Here is a 22,677-nt window from a genome sequence, read left to right as displayed (position 1 = left end):
CCTGAAGATGCGGCCCACGCCTTGCTTCGCCGCAAGGCGGCGAAGCGTGCCGGCCCTCGCGCTGATGGCCGCCCTCGCCAGCGGCTGCGTCGTCGGGCCGGATTACCACAGGCCGGAGATGGCACTGCCGTTCCAGTGGGCGGCCACGAGCGGGGCGGTCATGTCGAAGCCGCCCGAACTGTCCCGATGGTGGCGCAGGCTGGGCGACGAGACGCTGAACGCGCTGATCGAGGAGGCCGTCGCCGGCAACCTCGACGTCGCCGCCTCCAGGGCGCGGATCCGGGAGGCCCGCGCCAGCTACCGCCAGAGCGCCGGAACGTTCTGGCCGTCGGCAGACGGGGCGGCGTCGGCGACGCGCAGCCAAAGCGCAGCCTCCACGTCCGGATCGGGCGCGAAGTCGAGCCTCTACCAGGCCGGCTTCGACGCCAGCTGGGAACTGGACCTGTTCGGCGGCAGGCGGCGCACGGTCGAGGCGGCGCGCTACGGCATGGATGCGGCCGAAGAAGACCTGCGCAACACGCTGCTGACCCTGATCGGAGACGTCGCCTCCAGCTACGCCGAGGCGCGGGGCTATCAGGCCCGCGCGGCACTCGCGCGGCGCACGGCGGCTTCGCAGCACGAGACCGTGGTGCTGACCCGCACGAGGCTGGAGGCCGGCGCGGCGTCCGCCGTCGACGTGGCCAATGCCTCCGGACAGGCCGCGAGCACGGAGGCCGACGTGCCGACGCTGGAGGCAGGCTATGCCCAGGCGGTGCATCGGCTGTCCGTGCTGACCGGCCGGCCGCCCGCGGCCCTGATCGATCGCCTGAAGAAAGCGGCGCCGATCCCGGCTCCCAGGCTGCCGATCCCCGTCGGCATTCCCGCCGACATCCTCCTGTCGCGGCCCGATGTCCGTCTGGCCGAGCGCCAGCATGCGCAGTCCACGGCGCTGGTCGGCAAGGCCGAGGCCGACCGCTACCCCTCGGTCAGCCTGAGTGGCGACATCGCGACCAGCGGTCTGAAGCTCGGCGACCTGGGCAAGGGCTCCTCCATCGGCTGGTCGTTCGGGCCGACCCTCACCATCCCGGTCTTCGACGCCGGACAGCTGGCGGCCGCAGCCGATGTTGCGCGTGCGCAGCGCGACCAGTCCTTCGTCGCCTTCCGCGCTGCGGTCCTGACCGCACTGGAGGACGTCGAGAACGCAATCGTCTCGCTCGGCCGGGAGCGGGTCCGCTACGCCCGGCTTGCCGCCTCGGCCGGACATTACCGCGAAGGCGCCTCGCTCGCGCGCACGCTCTACCAGTCGGGCTCGACGAGCTTTCTCGAACTGCTCGAGGCCGAACGTTCCCTCTATTCGGCCGAGGACGCGCTCATCCAGAGCCGACTCGCGATCACCATCGACTACATCGCGCTCAACAAGGCGCTCGGCGGCGGCTGGGACGGGGCCGTCGACGCGTCGAAACCGGAAATTGTCGACGCCGCCGCCGGCCCGCGTCTCGCAAAATCTGGCAGCCTGCCTGGAGCGGGTGTCGGGAGGAAGCCATGAAGATCGGAAGGCTCGTCGGGGCCGTGTGCCTCGCGCTCGCCGTCGCCGCGGCCGGCTGGTTCATCTGGGACAGGTTCCTCGCCGAAAAGCAGCCCTCGCTGCTGACGTCGGCCGTCTCCCGCGGCGACGTCGAGGAATCGGTCCTCGCCACCGGCACGCTGAAGCCGGTCAGGCTGGTTGCGGTCGGAGCCCAGGTGTCCGGTCGCATCGTTGCGCTGAAGGTCGGGCTCGGCCAGTCCGTCAAGGCGGGGGATCTGGTCGCCGAGATCGATTCCGTGACCCAGGACAACGCGCTGAAGACGTCGCAGGCCGCGCTCGCCAACGTGAAGGCGCAGCGGCTGGAAAAGCAGGCCCAGCTCGCGCTCGACGAGCAGACCCTGGTCCGCCAGCAGCAGATGATCGAGAAGCGCGCCGTCTCGCAGGCCGACTACGACAGCGCCGCTGCGGCCGCGGCGGTCACCCGCGCGCAGATCGAGGCGCTCGACGCCCTGATCGCGCAGGGCGAGGTCGCCATCGAGACCGCGAAGGCGAACATCGGCTACACCAGGATCACGGCACCGATCGACGGCACCGTGCTGGCGATCGTCAGCCAGGAAGGCCAGACCGTCAACGCCACCCAGTCCACGCCCACCATCGTCATTCTCGGCCAGCTCGACACGATGACGGTGCGGGCGGAGATCTCGGAAGCCGACGTCGTCAAGGTGCGTCCGGGGCAGCCGGTCTGGTTCACCATCATCGGCGAACCCGACCGCCGCTATGACGCCGTGCTGGCCTCGATCGAGCCGGCTCCCGAATCGATCCGCAACGACACCAGCATCAGCACGTCCACCACCAGCACGTCGTCGACCTCCTCCTCCGAAGCCATCTACTACAACGGCATCTTCGACGTTCCCAATGCCGATGGGCGGCTGAGGACCTACATGACCGCGCAGGTCCACATCGTGCTCGGCAGCGCGACCGACGTGCTCGTCGTGCCTGCCGCCGCGCTGGGGCCAGGCGACGCCGACGGCAGCCATGCCGTGCGCGTCCTCGGCGAGGACGGGCAGGTCTCCGAACGTCGGATCGAGATCGGTCTCAACGACAAGGTCACGGCCGAGGTGCGCGATGGTCTGGCCGAAGGCGACATCGTCGTCACCGGTGTGGCGGTCGCGCAGTCCTCCGGTGCCTTGATGGGGCCCGGCGGACCCGGCGGGCCGATGGGGTTCTGACCATGGCGGACCCGTTCATCGAGCTGAAGGGCATCACGCGCGAATATCCCTCGGGCGAGGGCACCATCGCGGTTCTGAAGGACGTCGACCTGACCATCGACGACGGCGAGATGGTGGCGATCGTCGGCGCCTCCGGTTCCGGCAAGTCGACGCTGATGAACATTCTCGGCTGTCTGGACCGGCCGACCGCCGGCAGCTACCGCCTTCAGGGCCGCGAGGCATCCGCGCTCTCTCCCGACGAACTGGCGGAACTGCGGCGCGAGCATTTCGGCTTCATCTTCCAGCGCTACCATCTGCTGGCGGAACTGACCGCGCTCGGCAACGTCGAGATCCCGGCGATCTATGCCGGGGCCGACCAGCGTCGCCGCCGCGACAGGGCCGCCGCGCTGCTCGGCCGCCTCGGCATGACCGAGCGGACTTCCCACCGCCCCGGCCAGCTGTCGGGCGGCCAGCAGCAGCGCGTCTCGATCGCGCGTGCACTGATGAACGACGCGCGGGTCATCCTCGCCGACGAACCGACCGGCGCGCTGGACAGCCATAGCGGCCAGGAGGTGCTGCGCATCCTCGACGAACTCCACGCCGAGGGCCGGACGGTCGTCATCGTGACGCACGACAAGTCGATCGCCGCCCGTGCCGACCGCATCGTCGAGATCAGCGACGGCGTCATCGTCTCGGACGAGAGGACCTCGGGACGGTGCACACCGTCGCGGGGTGCCGCCGCGCCTGCCGCCGCCGACGACGCCGCCGCCGCGGGCGCGCTGCGCGGGCTCCTCAACCGGGGGCGCGAAGCATTCCGCATGGCCGTCCTCGCCATGCGGGCGCACCGGCTCCGCACCTTCCTCACCATGCTCGGGATCATAATCGGCATCGCCTCCGTGGTCTCCGTAGTCGCGCTCGGATCGGGCACGCAGCAGAAGATCCTGGAAAACATCTCGAGCCTCGGCACCAGCACGCTGCAGATATTCGCGGGCACGAGCTACGGCGACACGCGGTCGGGGCGCATCACCACCCTGGTCGTCGACGACGCGGAGGCACTGGCGCGGCAGCCCTACGTGGCGGCGGTCACGCCGGCGGTCACGACCTCCGTCGTCGCGCGCTACGACTCCGTCGAGGCGAATGCGCAGGTCACCGGCGTCGGCGACCGCTATTTCGACGCCACGGGCATGACGCTGGTGGAGGGGCGCCTGTTCGACGCCGCAGCCGTGCGGGACATGGCGCAGGAAGCCGTGCTGGACGAGAATGCCCGCGACGCCCTGTTCGGCGACGATGCCGCCGGCCTGCTCGGCCGGACGATCCTTCTCGGCAAGGTGCCGCTGCGCGTGGTGGGCATCGTCGAAACGAGCCAGACCGGCCCGGGCGGCAGCGAGAACCTGACGATCTACACCCCCTACACCACGGTGCAGGCGCGCATCCTCGGTTCCATGTCGCTGCGCTCCATCACCGTCAAGGTCGACGACGGCGTGGACACGGGCCTCGCCGAGCAGGCGGTTACCGAATTCCTCACGCGCCGGCACGGCTCGAAGGATTTCTTCATCATCAACAGCGACGACATCCGCGCGACGATCACCAGCACCACTCAGACGATGCAGATCCTGATCGCGGCCATCGCCGTGATATCGCTCGTCGTCGGCGGCATCGGCGTCATGAACATCATGCTCGTCTCGGTCTCCGAGCGGGTCTCCGAGATCGGCGTGCGCATGGCGGTCGGCGCCAGGCAGGGCGACATCATGCAGCAGTTCCTGATCGAGGCGGTGCTGGTCTGCCTGATCGGCGGCTTCCTGGGCATCGCCGCCGCGCTCGGCTTCGGCCTCGTCTTCACCCTGCTCGATACCGGCTTCGGCCTGGTCTATTCGACGACCTCGATCGTCGCCGCCTTTCTCTGCTCGAGCCTCATCGGCGTGGCCTTCGGCTACCTGCCGGCGCGCAACGCCTCCCGGCTCGACCCGGTGGCGGCGCTGGCGAAGGGATAGGGCCGTTCGGCGGCTCGCCGGCGCCTGGGTTGGGGGCAGCCGTCGATGGTAAACGTCATCGGCGGCTGCTTGCAGCCGCCGTCGCGGGCTCGCCGAGCTTCGCTTCGATGGCGTCCCGGCACGCGAGGATGGCGCCGTGGATCCGGTCGGCCTGGCCGCCTGCCCGCGCCGCGGGCACGATGGCCGCGATGGCATGCACGCCGAAGCCGCTCCGGAGCGGCACTGCGAAGCCGGCCAGCTCCGGATTGAAGTCGCTGCTGTCCAGCGCCAGGTCCGTCGTCCTGATGCGCGCGATCTCGGCCTGAGTCGCCGCGAGATCCCGCGGCGGAACCGAGCCCGCGAGCAGTTGCGTCACCCGCGCTTCCGGCAAGGCCGACAGGATCGCCAGGCCGGGGGCGAGGCGATGCGCCGGGTGAGGGATCGTCCCCAAGGGAAAGACCACGCGCAGCGTCCGCTCGGCGACGCATCGATCAAGGGTCGTCACCTGGCTGCCTGCCAGCCCGCAGAGCGCGACTGTTTCCTCGATCTCGTTGCAGAGCGCCTCCAGCAGCGGGCGCGCCACCGTCACGATGTCGGCCTGCTGGCGGTAGACGAGCTGGGCCAGCGTCGGGCCGAGCTGGAAACCACCCTGCGGCCCGGCCAGTTCCACCATGCCCTCGGCCTGCAGCGCCTGGACGATGCGCTGCACGGTCGACCGCGCCAGGCCGATCTCCGCCGCGATGGCGCTCAGGCTCAGTCCGGGCGGATGCTCGCTGAGCAGCCGCATGATCGACGCCGCCCGCGCAATCACCTGAATCCCTGCCGTCCTGTCCTCAGGCTCCATGTTTGCTCATGCCTCTCATGCACGCGCCAGGATGTCTTGACACTTCCCTGCGTCGTTTGCATACCATTGCGATACACCAGCCCGCAATGCGATATATGCGGGTCCTTCTCATCTCCCGGCCGCAGCGTCGTGCCGGGCATTCGCTATCGAGGCACGGATGGCCGCCAGTCCACAATCCACTTCTTCTCCCTCGCCCCTCGCGCTCAAGGCCATTCTGGTCCTGGCCCTTCTGTCGGCTGTCGCGCCGCTTGCGACGGACATGTACCTGCCGGGCTTCCCGGCCATGGCCGCCGATCTTGGATCGGGAGCAGCCGGCATCCAGATGACACTCACCAGCTTCCTGCTCGGTCTGGCGGCCGGTCAGCTCCTGATCGGCCCGATCTCGGACAGGTTCGGCCGGCGCGGCCCCCTGCTGATCGGCACGGGCGTCGCGGTTCTCTCCGGTATCCTGTGCGCAATGGCGCCCAACGTCGAATCCCTCATCCTGCTTCGCCTCCTGCAGGGGCTGGGCGGAGCGGCGGGCGTCGTCCTCGCCCGAGCGGTCATCGCCGATCGCGCGCCCGATGCCGTGGCGGCAGCGCGCCTGTTCCAGCTCATGATGATGATCACCGGCGTGGCGCCGATCCTGGCGCCGATTGCCGGGGCCGGCATCGTATCGGCCGGCGGCTGGCGGGCGGTGCTCGCCGTCATCGCCCTTCTCTCGATCATCTCCTATCTCGGCGTCGCCCGCTTCATCGACGAGACGCTCGAGCCGGAGCGCCGCACGCCTGCAGGCTTCGGCGCCCAGTTCGCGGCGATGCGGTCCGTTGTCGGCAACCGGGTCTACCTCGGCTACACGCTGACGATGGCCTTCGCCTTCATGGTGATGTTCGCCTACATCTCCGCCTCTCCCTTCGTTTTCCAGACGGTTCTCGGCCTGTCCTCGACGGCCTATTCCGTCGCCTTCGGCGTCAACGCCGTCGGCGTGCTGGTCTTCGGGGCGGTGTCGGCCAAGCTCGTCGGCCGTGTGTCGCCGCGCCGCCTGTCGGCGATCGGTCTCGGGATCGCGGCGGTCGCGTCGCTGGCGCTCTGCTGTGTCATCCTCGCGGGGGGCGGCGCCATGCTGATGATGCCGCTGATGTTCCTTGCCGTGGCGGCGAACGGGCTGGTGTTCGGCAATGCCAGCGCGCTCGCGATCTCCCGGGTGCCGAAGAACGCCGGAACCGCGTCCGCAGTCCTCGGCGCCCTCCAGTTCTGCCTGGGTGCGGTCGCATCGCCGCTCGTCGGTCTTGGCGGCGAAGACGCGGCGTTGCCCATGGCCGTCACGATGCTCGTCGCCTGCGGCCTGGCGATCGCAAGCTTCCTGCTTCTCGCGCGCCGGGATCGCGGCGCGCCCGGCGAGGCGATTACGTCGACCTTCGGATCGCCGCACTGAAGCGTGCCGGGGCCGGACAGCCGTCCACGTCTGGCGCTTTCCGCGCCGCACCGAACGGATTGTCCGGCCTCACGTGCAGGACCGGTTGCAGGGATGCGGGTCGCGATCGACGCGACACCCCCGTCATCGGAGATGCGCCGCAGTCAGCGCCAGAACGATCGCTGTGGTCAGGCGGCCCGGCGGGTCGAGGCGGCGACCTCGCGCATCGCACCGTCGAAATTGACCAGCGCGCCGTCCCCGCCGGATCCGAGGGCTTCCACCACACGGCCGATCAGAATCGTATGGGTTCCGGCATCGTGCCGTCCGGCCGGTTCGCACAGCAGGGTCTGGAGCGCCGTGTCGAGCACCGGCGCCGACGTCTGGGTCCATCGGCCGATCTCGAACTTGCGCGGGCCGCTCAGTCCGGTCGCCCCGGCGAAGGCCATCGCCACCTCCGTCTGGTGGGCGGCCAGGATGTTGACGCTGAAGGCGGGCGCTGCGGTGATCGGATCGTGACAGGATGCGTTCCGGTTGAGGCAGACGAGCACCAGGGGCGGCTCGGCCGAAACCGAGGTGACCGAGGAGACCGTCATGCCGTGGCGCTCTTCGCCCGAACCGCTCGCGACGATGCAGACGCCGGCCGCATGGAGGCGCATGGCCTGCCTGAAACGCGTGGGGTCCATCTCTTCATCCCTCCCGAACGTCGATATGGGCGCGGATGGCGCCGTCGGACGCCAGCCAGCCGCGATCGGCGGCGAAGGCGAGCATGGCATCGAACCCGTCGTTCCAGGCCTTGTCGGTCGCCCGGGCGGCCAGCCTGCGGACGGCCTGAGGGAATACCCAGGCATGGGTGCCGCCCTCGATCCTGGCGATCCCCTCCAGAGCCTGCTGCAGGTCCGGCCCCACGCCGGACCCGACCACGACGGAGAACCGGTCGAACGCGTCCGGCGCCTGGAGCTGCACCGGCGTTTCGCGCGAGACGACGATCTCCATCGGTTCAGGCCGTCGCGAAGCGGGCCGCGACGGGCGCCTCGGCCGGGGTACCGAGAGCTTTCTTGATGGCGGGGATGATCCGGTCGCCCCAGAGTTCGATCTGCCGCAGCATCGTCTTCTGGTCGAAATCGCCGAGCTGGGTCTGCAGAGCGATGTGGCGCGGCTTCAGGATCTCGATCTCCTCGAGCATCTTGTCGATCACGCGGTCGACCTCGCCGACGGGCAGGTTCTCGCGCATGTCGTCGAGGCTCAGTTCCTGCTGCAGCGGCACCTCCTGCATGAGATAGCCGTCGTCCGTTTCCTGGCGCCGGTCGCGCAGGCTCTCCGACAGGCGGCGGGCGAAGCGGGCGCTGTCGAGATAGCGGTCGATCTCGGCCCTGTCGGTGCTGGCATAGCCGCAGCGAAGGAAGCCGAATTTCGTCGCGTCGACGTCCACGCCGGCAGCGTCCGCCGCCTCCACCATCCGGCCGCGCAGGCCGCGGATGGCGTCGTTGCCGCCGAGCAGGGCGGTGATGAAGAGGTTGTGGCCCTCGCGCATGGCGCGGGCGCGCACCACCGGGTTGCCCGTCGTCACCCAGATGGGCGGCATCGGCTTCTGGACGCAGCGCACGTTGAGGCTGCTCGGCGGGATGTCGAGGATCTTGCCGTGATATTCGAAGGTTTTCTGGGTGAGGGCGAGGGGAATCAGGTCCATATATTCGGCAAACATCTTGCCGGCCTCGGCGAGGTCGGTGCCGAACCGCTCGAACTCGAACTGCTGGTACCCGGAGCCGATGCCCAGCTCGAGCCGGCCGTTCGACAGCGTGTCGACCAGTCCGACTTCGGCGAGGAAGCGCGGCGCCTGGTAGAGCGGCAGGACGCAGACGGCCGGGCCGACCCGGATGGTGGAGGTCTTGGCCGCGGCGTGGGCGCACAGCATCAGCGGCGAGGGCGAAAGCGAATAGTTGTTGAAGTGGTGCTCGGCATACCACGCAACGTCGAAGCCGGCCTGTTCGGCGGCGACGGTCTGCTCGATCGAATTGTGGATCACGTCGAACGACGACTGGTCGTAGCTGCGCTGCTGCGCGAGCAGGAAGACACCGAATTCCATACCATCAACCTCCCTTGGCATTCATCAGGTGGAGTGACGGTAGGTCGTTGCGCATTTCGGTACCATTCACTAAGTTCGAGCGTCACCTTTTCGAAAAATGCAAAGATCGGCATGGACAAGCTGCGCGCGATGGATCTGCTGGTCGCCACCGCCCAGAGTGGCAGCTTCTCGGCGACCGGACGGCGCTTCGGCATGTCGACCGCCAGCGTCTCGCGGCGGATCAGCGAACTCGAGGAGCATCTCGGCGTCACGCTCATCCACCGCTCGACCCGCAACCTGGCGCTGTCGGAAGCCGGCGAGGCCTACGTGGCGCAGGCGCGGGAGATCCTCGCCTCCGTCGCGCGCGCCGATGCGGGAATCTCGGCGCTGCAGGAAGCGCCGAAGGGCCTGCTGCGCGTCCATTCGCGCATCATGTTCGGCGTCACCTTCCTCGCCCAGACGCAGGCAAGTTTCGCAGCCATGCATCCCGACCTGACGGTGGAACTGCACCTGTCTGAACGGCCGGCCCGCCTGCGCGAGGACGGCTTCGACATCGACTTCAGGATCGCGCCGCCCCAGGAGAGCGGACTGGTGCGCCGGCGCCTCCTGTCGAGCCAGCGCATCCTGGTCGCTGCTCCGGCCTATCTGGGAGCCGCGCCGGCGGTGACCTCGCCGCTGGACCTCGCCACACACCGCTGCCTCGCCTACTGGCTCGGACCCGATCCGCCCTACTGGCGGTTCCGGCAGGACGGGGCAGACATCGAGGTGCCGGTTCCCAGCAACTTCGCGACCAACAACGGCCAGGTGCTGCTGATCGCCGCGCGGAAAGGGCACGGCATCGCCCTTCTCGACGACTACACCGTGGCGGCCGACATCGCGGCCGGACGGCTCGTCCGCGTCCTGCCGCAATATCGCGTGACGAACACGACCTTCGACGAGGGAATATTCGCAACCTATCTCGAGACGCCGCACGTACCCGCCAAGATCCGCGTTTTCCTCGACCATGTGGTTGCGGAATTGCCGCGGCGGCTCGGGCGAATGCCGGAGGCGAGCACCGTCGGCGGACGCGCGTGAGGTTCGGCGCAGAGGCGCGGCGCCGCCCGCGACAGAGCCGGGCACCGGGCGCTTGCAGGCGATTCCCGCCACAGGGCGCCTTGAGCGGGTCCGGGCGGGAGGCTAAGGTCGCTGACCAGGCGGTCAGCCTGCATCATGGCGACAGGGCATTGAGATGACGATGGACGTGAGCGAAGACCTCGATGCGCGCGCGGCCGAGGCCCAGACCAGCGATCGCGCCCGCTCGCTGCTCGAGATCGGGGCGAAGATCTTCGCGGAGAAGGGATACGAGGCGACCTCGATGCGCGACATCTCCAGCGCGGCTGGCGTGTCGAAGGCTCTGCTCTACCACCACTTCGCCAGCAAGGACGACATCTACGCGCGGATCTCCTTTTCAGCCACGGAGAAACTGTATTCCTTCGTGGAGGAGCGCATCCCCGAACAGGGCAGCGCGACCGAAAAGGTGCGCGCCTTCATGGTCGCGGCAACCACCTTCTTCTCGGACCATCGCTCGGCCTGGATCGCCGCCAGCAACGCCTTCTGGTCCGACCCGGATCGTCACCGGCTCGAAACGCGCATCGCCCGGCGACGCCAGTTCGAACGCAGGCTGCGCGACCTGATCCGCGAAGGAGTGGAGAACGGCGAGTTCAACGCGGTGGATCCGGCCATGGCCGGACGGCTGATTCTGTCGGGCATCAACTGGATGCATCGCTGGTACGATCCGGAAAGGGGCCTGACCGCGGAGCAGATCGTCAACCAGTATGCCGACATCCTGCTCGGCGGGCTCCACAAGCGCTGACGCTAAAGCATGTCTCCCGAAAGCGGGCACCGGTTTCGGGTGAAAGACATGCGCGAAAACACAGACCTGAAGCGTACGGAGCGACTCTGAACGATCGCGACACGCTTTAGGACAACGCGGGCGCCGGATGCGGAAAGGCCCCGCCCGGTTGCGCCGGGCGGGGCCTTCATTCGCGACGATGGGCTGACGGGCCGAAGGCTCAGTCGTCGAGCGAGATGTTGTTCTTCGAGATGACGCCGCCCCAGAAGTCGACGTCCCAGTCGAGCTGGGCCTTCATCGCGTCACTCCCGCCGACTTCCGGCGTCATGCCGGCATTGATCATCTTCTGCTGCAGCGATTCGACGCTGACGGCCTTCTGGAGCGCCGCGGCGACCCGGTCCTTCTCGTCCTGCGGCGTTCCCGCCGGAGCGACGAGACCGAACCAGAACGACGAGACGAGCTGCGGATAGCCGAGCTCGGTGACCGACGGCAGGTCCGGATACTGGTCCATCCGCTTGTCAGTGGAGATCGCGATGATCCGCAGATCGCCGGACTCGACGTGCTTGATCAGCGAGATCGGCGTTGCGAAGTTCAGTTCCACCTGCCCGCCGATCTGATCGATGATCATCTCGGGATTGGCCTTGTAGGCGACGGGCACCAGTTCGGTGCCGAGGACGTCCTGCAGCACCATGCCGAAGAGATGGGTCACGCTGCCGGGTCCGAGCATGGCGTAGCGCAGCGGCTTGCCCGATTCGCCCCAGGCCTTCAGGCCCTCGATCGAATCGACGCCCATCTTGGTGGGGACGGCGATCGTCAGCGGACCGGTGAACATCGTTCCGACCGGCTCGAACGACTCCATGCTGAAGGGCAGGTTCTTGCGCAGGAGCACGTTCAGCGACAGCGGGCCGGTGGCGCCGACGAGATAGGTGAGGCCGTCGGGCTTGGCCGCGGCGACGTAGGCCGCGCCGATGATGCCGTTCGAGCCCGGCTTGTTCTCGATGACGACCGGCTGGCCGAGCTCCGCGCTCATGGTGTCGGCCATCTCGCGCACGAGGCCGTCGATTAGGCCGCCGCCGCCATAGGGGATGACCAGGCGGATCGGGTCGTCCGCGGCAAATGCGGTCATCGGTGCGAAGACCATGCTGGCGGTCAGGCCCAGCGCGGCCATGGCGGTTCTACGGTTGAAAAGGCTCATGTCCAGAACTCCTCCCTTGGATCGGCAGCGGGCTGGATCGCCCGCAGACTGTCGAAAGCGTAGGGCTGACCGGGCGGTCAGTCAAGGCCCCGAAATTTCGTCGGCGACAGTTGCAAAGGCCGAAGGCGCTCGGTAATGAAAGGGGTGACTGACCGACCGGTCAGGCGAAGATCCGCAGGAGGAGGGTGGAATGTTCGACCACAGGAACGTGCGCGTGGAACTCGACGGAGCGGTCGCCCTGGTGACGCTCGACCGCCCGCCCGTGAACGCGCTGGACCGGGCCACGCGCTTCGAACTCATCGCGGTGTTCGACGAGATTTCCCAACGCGACGACATCCGCTGTGCGGTGCTGACCGGGGCGGGCAAGACCTTCTGCGCGGGCGCCGATCTCAAGGATCGTCCGAAGTCCGACAGTCCCGGCGACTTCCTGGCGCACAACCGCGCCGTCCGCGAGACCGGCAATGCCATCCGCGAGTGCGACAAGCCCGTGGTCGCGGCCGTCAACGGCGTGGCGCTGGGGGCGGGCCTGGGGCTGATGGCCGCCTGCGACATCTATTATGCCTCCGAGGAGGCGCGCTTCGGCATGCCGGAGATCAATGTCGGCCTCGCCGGCGGAGCCGCCATGGTGCACGCACTCTTCGGCCGCTCGACCGCGCGGCGGATGTTCTTCACCGGCGTCCGCCTGACGGCTGCCGAACTGAAGGAGCGCTCGATCATCGAAGAGGTCACGAGCGAGAAGGACCTGATCCCGACTGCGATGGCGGTGGCGCAGGAAATCGCTGGCAAGGCGCCGCTGGCGATGAAATATGCCAAGCAGACCTCGAACATGGTCGAGGAAATGCCGCAGCGCGACGGCTATCGGATGGAGCAGAACTTCACCATGGCGCTGTCCAGGACCGAGGACGCGCTGGAGGCCCGCACGGCCTTCCTCGAAAAGCGATCGCCGGTGTTCAAGGGTCGCTGACATGGACGTGCCGACCTTCGAGCGGCCCAGGCTCGATCCGCTGTTCCTGCCGCGCTCGATCGCGGTGGTGGGCGCCTCGTCCGACCCGACCAAGACGGGTGGCCGGCCGGTGCACCTGCTCGTCAGGCATGGCTTTCCCGGAGCGATCTATCCGGTCAATCCGAAGACGGACATCATCCAGGGTCTGCCGTCCTACGCCTCGATCGAGGCCCTGCCCGAAGCTCCCGACCTCGTTCTGGTGGCGGTTCCCGGGGCTGCCGCGGTCGCCGCCCTCGAGGCTGCGGCGCGCCGAGGCGCTGGCGCTGCCATTGTGCTCAGCGCGGGTTTCGCCGAAAGCGGCCCGGACGGCGCGGCGCTGCAGGCCCGGGTGACGGAGCTCGCCAGGACTTCGGGCATGCGCATCGTCGGGCCGAACTGCCTCGGCTCCGTCAGCGTGCGCGAACGGGCGATCGGCACCTTCTCCGTCGCGCTCGAGAACGAGATGCCCGCCGTAGGCGGCGTGTCCATCGTGTCGCAGAGCGGCAATGTGGGCAGTGCGGCGCTACGCCAGCTGCGAGACAGCGGCGCGGGCGTGGCCCGCTTCATCGCCACCGGCAACGAAGCCGACGTGCAGGCCGGCGACGCCATCGCCTGGCTCGCCGACGACGAGGACACGTCGATGATCCTGTGCTGCCTCGAGACCTGCCGCGACGGTCCGCGCCTGGTCCAGGCGCTCGACCGGGCGCGCGCGGCCGGCAAGCCGGTCGTCATCCTCAAGATCGGCACATCGGAAGTCGGACAGAAGGCGGCGCTGTCGCATACCGGCGGCCTCGCTGGCAGCGACCGGGTGTTCGATGCGGTCTTTGCCCGCTATGGCGCGATCCGGGTGCATTCGCTTGAGGCGCTCGTGCAGGTCGGCGCGGCCATCGAGGCCATCGGCGCGCGGCGGATCGCCGGCGCGCCTTCGGTCGCGCTGATCGCCGCCTCGGGCGGATTCGGCGTCATGATGGCGGACGCTGCCTCGGCCAACGGCGTCGCGGTCACGCCGCTCGGGGATGCGGCGCAGGCGCGGATCAAGGCGGCCCTGCCGCTTGCCTCCGCCGTCAACCCGATCGACGCGACGGCGCAGATGTCGGCCAATCCCGACATCATGGAGCAGCTTCTGGAGGCGACCGTCACCGACGACGCCAACAACGTCGTCTGCCTGATGCTCGCGCTCGGCATGGAGATTCCGCGTCTGCGCACCGTCTTCACCGCCGCCTTCTCGCGAGTGATCGAGCGTCATCCCGACAGTCTGATCGTGGCCTGCATTCCAGGTCCCGCCGACGCGATCGCCGAACTGCGATCGATGGGAATCGCCTGCTTCCCCACCATCGACGCGGCCATGGCCGGCATCGCCGCGATCGCGACGATCGGCGCCGGGGCGGACGATGCCGGGGCAACTCGAACCGTCGAGGCCGCGCCGCTCGATCCGTCCGCCTTCCGCAACGAGGCGACGGCGAAGGCAGCCCTCGGCGCAGCCGGCGTGCCGTGCGTCGCGGACGTCCTGGCGACGACGCCGGACGAGGCCAGCGCCGCAGCGGAGACCATCGGCGGCCCGGTCGCGCTGAAGATCCTGTCGCCCGACATCCAGCACAAGAGCGACATCGGCGGCGTGGAACTGAACGTGACGGGCGCCCCGGCGGCCGCCGCGGCCTTCGGCCGGATCCTGGCCGCTGCCCGCAGGCATGCGCCCGGCGCGCGCATCGACGGCGTCCTGGTGTCGCCCATGACCTCCGGCGGCACCGAGCTCATTCTCGGCGTCACGCGCGATCCGACCTTCGGGCCGGCGGTGATGGTCGGTCTCGGCGGCGTGTTCGCGGAGATCTTCAAGGACACCGCGCTGCGGCTTGCACCCGTGACGGCGGCCGAAGCCGGCGCGATGCTGAGGGAACTCAAGGCGTTTCCCCTGCTCGACGGCGCCCGCGGCCGGCCGCACGCGGATCTGGAGGCGCTGTGCGAGACGATCGCTGCGCTCTCGCGCTTCGCCGCCCGCCACGCAGCGGATGTGGCGGAAATCGACATCAACCCCTTGCTCGTGCGCCCCAGGGGGCAGGGCGTGATCGCGCTCGATGCGCTGATCGTTCCCGCAGCACGGCATCATCATGAGGCCCAGACATGACCATTGCCGCCGCGAAGGGCATCCTTCCCTCCGCCGAAAGGCCCGGAGCCTATGCGGCCCACGCCCGGCGCTGGTTGCAGGAAAACCTGACCGATCGCCTGCGCACCGACCGGGCGCACGAGCCGCGCGCCACGCTCGACGAACTGAAGCGCTTCGAGGCCGCGCTCTACAGGGCTGGCCTGGCAGGGATCACCTGGCCCACGGCCTATGGCGGCCACGGTCTGACGCTGCGCGAGCATCTCGAGGCCAACCGGGAGATCGGGCTCGCGCCCGCGCCCAACGCGGTCAATTCGATCGGCAAGGAGCTTGTCGGCCCGATCGTGCTCGCCGTCGGCGACGAGCGCCAGAAGGCGGAGTTCCTGCCTGCGATCCTCGGCATGGACACCATCTGGTGCCAGGGCTTTTCCGAGCCCGGCGCCGGTTCGGATCTGGCCGGTCTCCGTACCCGCGTCGAGCGCTGCGCCGACGGCTGGCGCGTCAACGGCCAGAAGATCTGGACCAGCGGCGCGTCGAAGTCGCAGCGCTGCCTGCTTCTCGCCCGCACCGGCGTTCCCGAAGACCGCCACCGCGGCCTGGTGCTGTTTGCCGTGCCGATGGACCGGCCGGGAATCGACGTGCGCGAGATCCGCTCCATGGATGGCGATCGCTCCTTCTGCGAGGTCTTCTTCAGCGACGTCATCGTCGACGAGGCCGACATGCTGGGAGCACCGGACGAGGGCTGGCTCGCGGCGACGCGGGTCCTGTCGATCGAACGTGCGACGAACCGCATGTACCGGGCCTGGCGCTTCGAGAGCGAGCTCGACCACCTGATCGCGGCCTGCCGCACGGACGCCCGCAGCCTGGCGATCCTGCAGGGCTACGCGCGCGAGCTGGCGCAGATCCGCGTCGAGATCGAGATGCTGAAGGGCCACGTCGAGACGCTGGTGGAAAGCCTGCTGGCGGGCGAGGAGATCGGACCGCGCGGCAGCTTCCCGAAGCTCTACTGGTCCGAATCGCACCAGCGCTTCGCCCAGATCGCCTTCGAGGTCGTCTCCCGCTTCCCGCCGACCGCAGGCCAGGCGCTTCGCGACGTCAAGGCGCGGATGGAGGCGATCTATCTGCACAGCCGCGCCGAGACGATCTACGCCGGAACGACCGAGATCCAGCTGGACATCATCGGCAAGCGCATCCTCAACCTCTCCAGGGCGTCCTGATCCATGACCGACGAGATTGATCCGAAGGACTTCGAGGATACGGCCCGGGCCGTGGTCGAGGCCTGCGCCAAGGCCTCCGACGGCCGCGCACGCGCGCGTCTTCTCGCCGAGGCCGGGCTGTTCGGCGTGATCGCGCCGGAAGAAGCAGGCGGGCTCGGCCTGTCCTTGCGCCACGCCGTGCCGGTGGTGGCTGCGGCGGGTTCCGGCCTGCTCGCCTATCCGCTGATCGAGGCGATGGTCCTGGCCAGGGCGCTCGCCGGCGTCGATGCTGCCGAGGCCGGCCGGATCCTCAGCGGCGAAAGTCTCGCCACCATCGCCTGGAGCGGCGTCGCCGAGGACGGGCTCGTCGGCCACGCGCCGCTGGCCGAGGAAGCCGACCGCATCCTGATCTTCCGCGCCGATGGCGGCGCCGTCCTCGCGGCGGCGAGCAACGTCGTCCGTGTCGAGCCGTCTTCGGACCGATGGGACGTGGACCTGCCCTCCGCACCGGTGAGGACCGACGGACCCGTTACGGGCATCGAACTTGGCGCCGAGGCGGTGCGTGCCCTGCGGGCCGACGCCGATCTCCTGCGCGCCGCCCACATCCTCGGCTCGGCGTCGCATTGCCTCTCTTTGGCGATCGGGCACGCGCAGGGGCGCGAGCAGTTCGGGCGCCCGCTGTCCAGCTATCAGGTGCTGCGCCACAAGATGTCGCGCGACGCGCTGGTGACCGAGACGATCAGGAACGGCATTGCGCGCGCGCTTTCGGCGCATCGCGAGGATGCCGACCTGGTGCGCGAGGCCGCCTGGCTGAACGCTGCGCGCTCGGGTCCGGCGGTTGCCGAGAACGCCATCCAGATATTCGGCGGCATGGGCTTCACCTGGGAGGTCCCGCTGCACCGCCACCTGCGGCAGATGCGGGCGCAAGGCAGCTACGGCGCGGCGGCCGACCTGCTCGAACGGTTCGGCCAGGCGCTGATCGCCTCGTCGTCGAACGAATGGTACCGGGAGGAAAACCATGCCAACTGACCGCAAGTCGGTGCTCATCACGGGGTCGGGCCACGGCATCGGCCGCGCGACCGCCAGGCATCTCGCCGCGCGGGGCTGGGCGGTCGCCATCAACGATCTCAAGCCGGAATTCGTCGAAGAGGCCGTCGCGGAGATCACCGCCTCCGGCGGCATCGCCATCCCCGTCGTGCAGAACGTCGCGACGGCAGAGGGGATCGAAGCTGCCGTTGCAGCGGTGGTGCGGGAGACGGGGCGTTTCGACGGACTGGTGAACAACGCCGCCTGGGTCCGCTACCAGGCAATCCCCGACATCGCGCCCGAAACGGTCGAGCGCATGCTGGCGATCGGTTTCTCCGGCGTCATCTGGGGCATCAAGGCCGCAGCCGCCGCGATGGATGCGCAGCGCGGCGGAACGATCGTCAACGTCGCGTCGGCCGCAGGCTTCCGTTCGGCGCCGAACTCGCTCGTCTACAGCGGGATCAAGGCCGGCGTGATGGGCCTGACGCGGGCGGCCGCTGTCGAACTGGGCGCGCGCAACATTCGCGTCAACGCGGTCGCACCGTCTGCGGTCCCGACCGAGGGAACCGCAAAGCACCGCAACGCGGACCGCGACGCCAGGCGCATCGCCAACACCCCGCTCGGGCGGCTGGGCACGGTCGACGACATCGCGCGCGCGATCGTCTACCTGATGGAGCCGGAGAGCGATTTCATCACCGGACAGGTGCTGTCGGCCGACGGCGGCATCGGCATCGCGATCACCTGAGAGGATGTGAAAGAATGCCCGTCTCCGAGCAGCTTGAGCCAAAAATCGCAAGGATTTCAGTGGGCATTCTTTCGCGTCCTCGATTGATTCACACACTCTGAGCGCCCGGCGATGACGAGGGAGGAGAGCAAAGCCGAAGGCAGACGGGCGCTGGTCACCGGCGGCGCCAACGGGATCGGCTGGGCCGCATGCCGCGCATTGGCGAAGCAGGGGTATCGCCTCGCGCTCGCCGACATCGACGGCAACGCCGCCCGTGAGCGTGCCGAGGCGCTGGGCGAAGGCCACGTGGCCCTTGCGATCGATCTGACCGACCGCGACGCGGCTGCCGCCCTGCCGGCGCGCGCTGCGGCCCTGCTCGGCGGTCTCGACGTGATCGTCAACAATGCCGGCGTGACCGACAGTTCCGGACGCGCGCTGGTCGAGCTTCCACAGGCGGCGTTCGACCGGCTCGTCGATCTCAACCTGTCCGCGGTCGAGGCGATCTGCGAGGCGTCGCGCATCGTGCTGGCGCCGGGCTCGGCGATCGTCAACCTCGCCTCCGGCGCGTCGTTCAAGCCGCTGGCGCTGCGCGGCCCCTACAGCGCGACCAAGGCAGGCATCGCCGCATTGACCCGCGCCAGCCGCGATTCCTTTGCAGCGCTGGGCATCGGCATTTCGGCCGTCGCGCCAGGCTATACCCGCACGCCGCTGGTGGACGAACTCCACCGGACCGGACGCGTCGACCTCGACAAGGTCATCGCCGGCATTCCGCTCGGCCGCATGGCGACCCCGGACGACATCGCATCGGCGATCGCCTTCATGGCAAGCCCGCAGGGCGGCGTGCTCGCGGGCGAGACGATTCTTGTCGACGGCGGCGGACTGGCCGGTCCCGCGCCGGCGGGCGCGGCACCGCTGGCCGGCTCCGAAGCGGACGGCCGCATCGCGGTGATCGGCGCCAGCGGAATGTCCGCCCTGTCCGGATGGCAGGACGTCGTGCGGATGGACGACCCGGCGGGCCTCGGCTCCGCCGGCCCGCTCTCAGCCGTGATCGACATGCGCGGACTGATGCAGCCCTGCACCGCGGGCGAGACGCTGCGCAGGGTGCGCCAGACGGCCGTCGCCTGCGCGGCGCACCCCGCGCGCACCGCGAACTTCTCGCTCCTCTTCGTACACGGCGAAGGCCGCGACCCGGGCCTTGCGGCCGCGACGGCGGCCGGCGGCATGCTGGCGCGGACGCTCGCACTCGAATGGGCGCCCGCCGGCATGCGGGTGAATGCGGTCGCCTGGCGCGGTGCGGCAGTGGCGGGGCTGGAGGCCCTCTGCCGCTATCTCGCGAGCGACGGCGCGGGGATGATCACCGGGCAGGAGATTTCCGCCGGTCTGCATCCCTGACGAACAACTGGACGCATCCGATCCCAAGGGAGGAATCTATGCGATACGTGACCGAACGGATGGAGGACCTGATCGCCGGGCTCGTGACCGCAGCGATCGGCGCCTTCATCATCTTCGAGGCGTCCCACTACAAGCTGGGAACGCTGCGCAACATGGGACCGGGCTATTTCCCGATCATTCTCGGCTGCGTCATGCTGGCGCTGGCCCTCTTCATGGTCGTCACCGCACGCCCTGGCCCGGTTCCGCAGCCCATGGGCATGGACCGGCTGCGCGGGACGCTTTTCGTCATCGCCGCCTTCCTCGCCTTCGCCTTCACCGTGGAGGCGGCCGGTCTCCTGGCGTCGGTGTTCCTGGTGGTGTTCCTGTCCGCCCTGGGCAACCGGAACACGTCGGTCGTGACGGCGGCGGCACTGGCCGTCGCGACGGCGGTCGTCACGACCCTGGTCTTCCGGGTCGGTCTCGGCCTGCAGATCGAGGCCTTCTGAGATGAGCACGCTTCTGTCCGATCTCGCGCTCGGCCTGTCGGTGGCGGCATCGCCGGCCGGTCTGTTCTACTGTTTCCTGGGCGTCTTCCTCGGCACGGTGGTGGGCGTCCTGCCCGGCATCGGCATCATGTCGACCATGGCCATGCTGATGCCCATCACCTATCACATCGACCCGACCTTCGGGCTGATCATGCTCGCCGGCATCTACTACGGCGCGGATTTCGGCGGATCGACTGCCGCAATCCTGATGAACCTGCCCGGCACGGCAACCAGCGCCGTGACGGGCATCGAGGGCTACCCGATGGCGCTGAAGGGGCGGGCGGGGCCGGCTCTGTTCATGAAGGCCATCGCCTCCTTCGTCGGCACGTCCTTCGGCGTCGTTCTGCTCGCCGGATTCTCGGTGCCGCTCTCGCGGGCAGCACTCCAGTTCGGGCCGCAGGAATACGTCGCGCTCATGACGCTCGGGCTCGTGGCGGCGGCGGTCATCGGCACTGGCCGGTCGGTCCGCTCGCTGGTCGCGGTGGCGCTCGGCCTCGCCATCGGCCTGATCGGCCTCGACCTCAACAGCGGCGCGGCCCGCTTCACCTTCGGCGTCACCGAGTTCTATGACGGCCTGCCGCTGGTGGCGGTGGCGATCGGCCTCTTCGGCCTGCCCGAGATCATCGCCAATGCCGGACGCACCGAACTGCCGAAGGTGCAGCAGGGCAGCATCCGCATGAAGGACATGATGCCGACCCGCGAGGACTGGCGGCGCTCGGCCATGCCGATGGCGCGCGGCAGCGTGATCGGCGGCTTCTTCGGCGCGCTCCCGGGCACGGGAGGGCTGGTGGCGACCTTCGTGTCCTACGCGGTCGAGCGCCGCGTCAGCGGGCGCCCGCACGAGTTCGGCAAGGGCGCCATCGAGGGCGTGGCCGCCCCCGAGGCGGCAAACAACGCCTCGGTCCAGGCCGCCTTCATCCCCACGCTGAGCCTCGGCATCCCGGGCGATGCCGTCATGGCCATCATGCTCGGCGTCATGATGATCCACGGCATCATCCCCGGGCCGGACGTGATCCAGTCCAATCCCGATCTCTTCTGGGGGCTGGTCGTGAGCTTCGTCATCGGCAACTTCATGCTGCTGGTGCTCAACCTGCCGATGATCGGCCTGTGGGTGAAGCTCCTGAAGATCCCCTACAACCTGCTCTTCCCGGTCATCGTCGCCTTCACCTGCATCGGCATCTACAGCGTCAACTATCAGGTGATCGACATCTTCGTGCTGCTGGCCTTCGGCTTCCTCGGCGTCGGCATGCGGGCTCTCAACTTCGAAGTCGCCCCGCTGCTGCTCGGCTTCGTCCTGGGGCCGATGATCGAGGTCTATTTCCGCCGCTCCCTCGTGGTTGCCGGCGGCGACTTCGGCACCTTCGTCGAGCGGCCGATCTCGGCCACGATCGTCGCGATCATCGCCGCTATCCTGGCCTTTGCGGTCGGGTCGGCCCTCTGGAAAGGCTACGCGGCACGTCGGCGGGAGGTTGCGACCAATGGCTGAGGACCGTTCCGGACCGTCCGCCGAGGCCGGCGCGGACGCCGCTGCCCCTTTCGGCCCGCTGGCCGGGCTCAAGGTGCTCGACATCGCCACCATCATCGCCGGCCCCTTCGCGGCATCGCTTCTGGCCGATTTCGGCGCCGAGGTAACCAAGTTCGAGATCCCCGGCCAGGGCGACGGTCTGCGCGGCTTCCCGCCGTTCCGCGACGACAAGCCGCTGTGGTGGAAGGTCACCAATCGCGGCAAGCGCTACGGCACGCTCGACCTGCGCCGCCCCGAGGGGCTGGAGATCATCAAGAAGTTGATCGCCACGCATGACGTGCTGATCGAGAACTTCCGTCCGGGAACGCTGGCCAAGTGGGGGCTCGACCGCGACACGCTGTGGTCGATCAACCCGCGCCTCGTCATCCTGCGCGTCTCGGCCTTCGGCCAGACCGGTCCGAAATCCGGCCTCGGCGGCTTCGCGCGCATCTTCGAGGCCATGGGTGGGCTGACCTACATCACCGGGATGAAGGACGGCGCACCGGTGCACCCCGGCTATCCGATCGGCGACAGCATCGGCGCGCTGTTCGGCGCCTTCTCGGTGATGGCGGCGCTCTACGGCATCGACCGCGGCCGCAGCCAGGGCGAGGAGATCGACCTCGCGCTGACGGAAGCGACCTTCCGCGTCCTCGAGAACATCGCCATCGAATACGACCAGCTGGGCCTGGTGCGCGAGCGGGACGGCAACAACAACCAGTACACCGCGCCGGCGAACGTCTTCCGCACGGCCGACGCGCGCTTCGTGACGGTGACGGGCTCGACCAACAGCATGGCGGCGGCGAACCTGCGGGCGATCGGCCGCGCCGACCTGATCGACGATCCGCGCTTCGCGACCAACCGCCAGCGGCTGGCACATCGCGACGAACTGGACGCCGTCTTCGCCGCCTACATGGAGCGCCACGACCTCGACGACGTTCTCGCCGCCTTCGCCCGCGAAGGCGGTGCGATCGGCCCGATCTATTCGGTCGAGCAGATCTTCGGCGACCCCCAGGTCCAGGCGCGCGAGGGGGTGATCCAGGCGCCCGACGAGGATTTCGGCCAGGTCGGGATGCAGAACGTCGTGCCCAGGCTGACCCGCAATCCCGGTCGCATCCGCTGGGCGGCCAAGCGGCTGGGCGCCGACACCGACGAAATCCTCCGCGATCTCGGCTACGGCGACGAGGAGATCGCCGGCCTGCGCGACCGCGGGATCGTCTGAAGGAG

Annotated in this window: 20 protein-coding genes; 15 read left to right on the top strand and 5 right to left on the bottom strand. The window is 69.0% G+C overall.

Annotated elements, in window-relative coordinates; genetic code table 11:
- Window positions 1-7 precede the first annotated feature (7 nt).
- From N1F91_RS14555 to N1F91_RS14545, 3 genes are read left to right on the top strand one after another with little or no spacing between them, the layout of a single operon-like run.
- Window positions 8-1,525, top strand: a complete 1,518-nt coding sequence (locus N1F91_RS14555) for an efflux transporter outer membrane subunit (protein WP_289993154.1) — start codon at window positions 8-10, stop codon at window positions 1,523-1,525.
- Window positions 1,522-2,733, top strand: a complete 1,212-nt coding sequence (locus N1F91_RS14550) for an efflux RND transporter periplasmic adaptor subunit (RefSeq protein WP_289993094.1) — start codon at window positions 1,522-1,524, stop codon at window positions 2,731-2,733. Before N1F91_RS14555 ends, N1F91_RS14550 begins: the two co-directional genes overlap by 4 nt.
- A 2-nt stretch (window positions 2,734-2,735) precedes the next feature.
- A complete protein-coding gene (locus N1F91_RS14545) occupies window positions 2,736-4,703 on the top strand; it encodes a MacB family efflux pump subunit (protein ID WP_289993092.1) in 1,968 nt (655 codons plus the stop codon).
- Between the two features lie 55 nt (window positions 4,704-4,758).
- Here the strand turns inward: N1F91_RS14545 and N1F91_RS14540 are convergent, their stop codons facing one another.
- Window positions 4,759-5,526 (bottom strand): IclR family transcriptional regulator, encoded by a 768-nt coding sequence (locus N1F91_RS14540; RefSeq protein ID WP_289993090.1) that lies wholly within the window; start codon window positions 5,524-5,526, stop codon window positions 4,759-4,761.
- A 157-nt stretch (window positions 5,527-5,683) separates the two neighbouring features.
- Between N1F91_RS14540 and N1F91_RS14535 the strand changes: the two genes are divergently transcribed.
- On the top strand, window positions 5,684-6,940 hold the full coding sequence (locus N1F91_RS14535; protein ID WP_289993089.1) for a multidrug effflux MFS transporter: 1,257 nt from the start codon (window positions 5,684-5,686) through the stop codon (window positions 6,938-6,940).
- A gap of 167 nt (window positions 6,941-7,107) precedes the next feature.
- Here N1F91_RS14535 and N1F91_RS14530 read toward each other — a convergent pair whose 3' ends face one another.
- From N1F91_RS14530 to N1F91_RS14520, 3 genes are read right to left on the bottom strand one after another with little or no spacing between them, the layout of a single operon-like run.
- Window positions 7,108-7,602: a flavin reductase family protein gene (locus N1F91_RS14530; RefSeq protein WP_289993088.1), complete on the bottom strand. Its 495-nt coding sequence runs from the start codon at window positions 7,600-7,602 to the stop codon at window positions 7,108-7,110.
- A gap of 4 nt (window positions 7,603-7,606) precedes the next feature.
- Complete coding sequence (locus N1F91_RS14525; protein WP_289993087.1) at window positions 7,607-7,912, bottom strand: hypothetical protein; 306 nt, start codon at window positions 7,910-7,912, stop codon at window positions 7,607-7,609.
- 4 nt (window positions 7,913-7,916) lie between these two features.
- Window positions 7,917-9,002, bottom strand: coding sequence for an LLM class flavin-dependent oxidoreductase (locus N1F91_RS14520; RefSeq protein ID WP_289993086.1), 1,086 nt, complete (start codon window positions 9,000-9,002; stop codon window positions 7,917-7,919).
- A 111-nt stretch (window positions 9,003-9,113) separates the two neighbouring features.
- Between N1F91_RS14520 and N1F91_RS14515 the strand changes: the two genes are divergently transcribed.
- Together N1F91_RS14515 and N1F91_RS14510 are read left to right on the top strand one after the other, a co-directional pair.
- Entirely contained in the window at window positions 9,114-10,055 is a 942-nt protein-coding gene (locus N1F91_RS14515; RefSeq protein ID WP_289993085.1) for a LysR family transcriptional regulator, read from the top strand.
- Window positions 10,056-10,215: 160 nt separating this feature from the next.
- Window positions 10,216-10,833: a TetR/AcrR family transcriptional regulator gene (locus tag N1F91_RS14510; protein ID WP_289993084.1), complete on the top strand. Its 618-nt coding sequence runs from the start codon at window positions 10,216-10,218 to the stop codon at window positions 10,831-10,833.
- A gap of 199 nt (window positions 10,834-11,032) precedes the next feature.
- Here the strand turns inward: N1F91_RS14510 and N1F91_RS14505 are convergent, their stop codons facing one another.
- Window positions 11,033-12,007 carry a tripartite tricarboxylate transporter substrate binding protein gene (locus tag N1F91_RS14505; RefSeq protein ID WP_289993082.1) on the bottom strand — a complete coding sequence of 325 codons (975 nt, stop codon included), beginning with the start codon at window positions 12,005-12,007 and terminating at the stop codon, window positions 11,033-11,035.
- A gap of 190 nt (window positions 12,008-12,197) precedes the next feature.
- Between N1F91_RS14505 and N1F91_RS14500 the strand changes: the two genes are divergently transcribed.
- The 9 genes from N1F91_RS14500 (at window position 12,198) to N1F91_RS14460 (ending at window position 22,672) form a co-directional block, all read left to right on the top strand.
- Window positions 12,198-12,971, top strand: coding sequence for an enoyl-CoA hydratase/isomerase family protein (locus N1F91_RS14500; protein ID WP_289993081.1), 774 nt, complete (start codon window positions 12,198-12,200; stop codon window positions 12,969-12,971).
- 1 nt (window position 12,972) lies between these two features.
- Window positions 12,973-15,111 (top strand): acetate--CoA ligase family protein, encoded by a 2,139-nt coding sequence (locus N1F91_RS14495; RefSeq protein WP_289993078.1) that lies wholly within the window; start codon window positions 12,973-12,975, stop codon window positions 15,109-15,111.
- The gene (locus N1F91_RS14490; RefSeq protein WP_289993077.1) at window positions 15,108-16,304 is read left to right on the top strand and encodes an acyl-CoA dehydrogenase family protein; all 1,197 of its coding nucleotides are present in this window, start codon (window positions 15,108-15,110) and stop codon (window positions 16,302-16,304) included. The genes N1F91_RS14495 and N1F91_RS14490 overlap by 4 nt, the downstream gene beginning before the upstream one ends.
- Window positions 16,305-16,307: 3 nt before the next feature.
- Window positions 16,308-17,312, top strand: coding sequence for an acyl-CoA dehydrogenase family protein (locus N1F91_RS14485; protein ID WP_289993076.1), 1,005 nt, complete (start codon window positions 16,308-16,310; stop codon window positions 17,310-17,312).
- Entirely contained in the window at window positions 17,302-18,054 is a 753-nt protein-coding gene (locus N1F91_RS14480; protein WP_289993075.1) for an SDR family oxidoreductase, read from the top strand. Before N1F91_RS14485 ends, N1F91_RS14480 begins: the two co-directional genes overlap by 11 nt.
- Before the next feature lie 111 nt (window positions 18,055-18,165).
- Complete coding sequence (locus tag N1F91_RS14475) at window positions 18,166-19,425, top strand: SDR family oxidoreductase (protein WP_289993074.1); 1,260 nt, start codon at window positions 18,166-18,168, stop codon at window positions 19,423-19,425.
- Between the two features lie 38 nt (window positions 19,426-19,463).
- Window positions 19,464-19,910 carry a tripartite tricarboxylate transporter TctB family protein gene (locus N1F91_RS14470; RefSeq protein ID WP_289993073.1) on the top strand — a complete coding sequence of 149 codons (447 nt, stop codon included), beginning with the start codon at window positions 19,464-19,466 and terminating at the stop codon, window positions 19,908-19,910.
- Between the two features lies 1 nt (window position 19,911).
- The gene (locus N1F91_RS14465; RefSeq protein ID WP_289993071.1) at window positions 19,912-21,435 is read left to right on the top strand and encodes a tripartite tricarboxylate transporter permease; all 1,524 of its coding nucleotides are present in this window, start codon (window positions 19,912-19,914) and stop codon (window positions 21,433-21,435) included.
- Window positions 21,428-22,672 (top strand): CaiB/BaiF CoA-transferase family protein, encoded by a 1,245-nt coding sequence (locus N1F91_RS14460; protein WP_289993070.1) that lies wholly within the window; start codon window positions 21,428-21,430, stop codon window positions 22,670-22,672. The genes N1F91_RS14465 and N1F91_RS14460 overlap by 8 nt, the downstream gene beginning before the upstream one ends.
- The last annotated feature ends 5 nt before the right edge of the window (window positions 22,673-22,677 follow it).

Source organism: Aquibium sp. ELW1220 (assembly GCF_030398385.1).
Taxonomy (GTDB): Bacteria; Pseudomonadota; Alphaproteobacteria; order Rhizobiales; family Rhizobiaceae; genus Aquibium.
The sequence above is the reverse complement of the archived record's forward strand: the minus strand, read 5'-3'. Positions and strand labels throughout refer to the sequence as shown.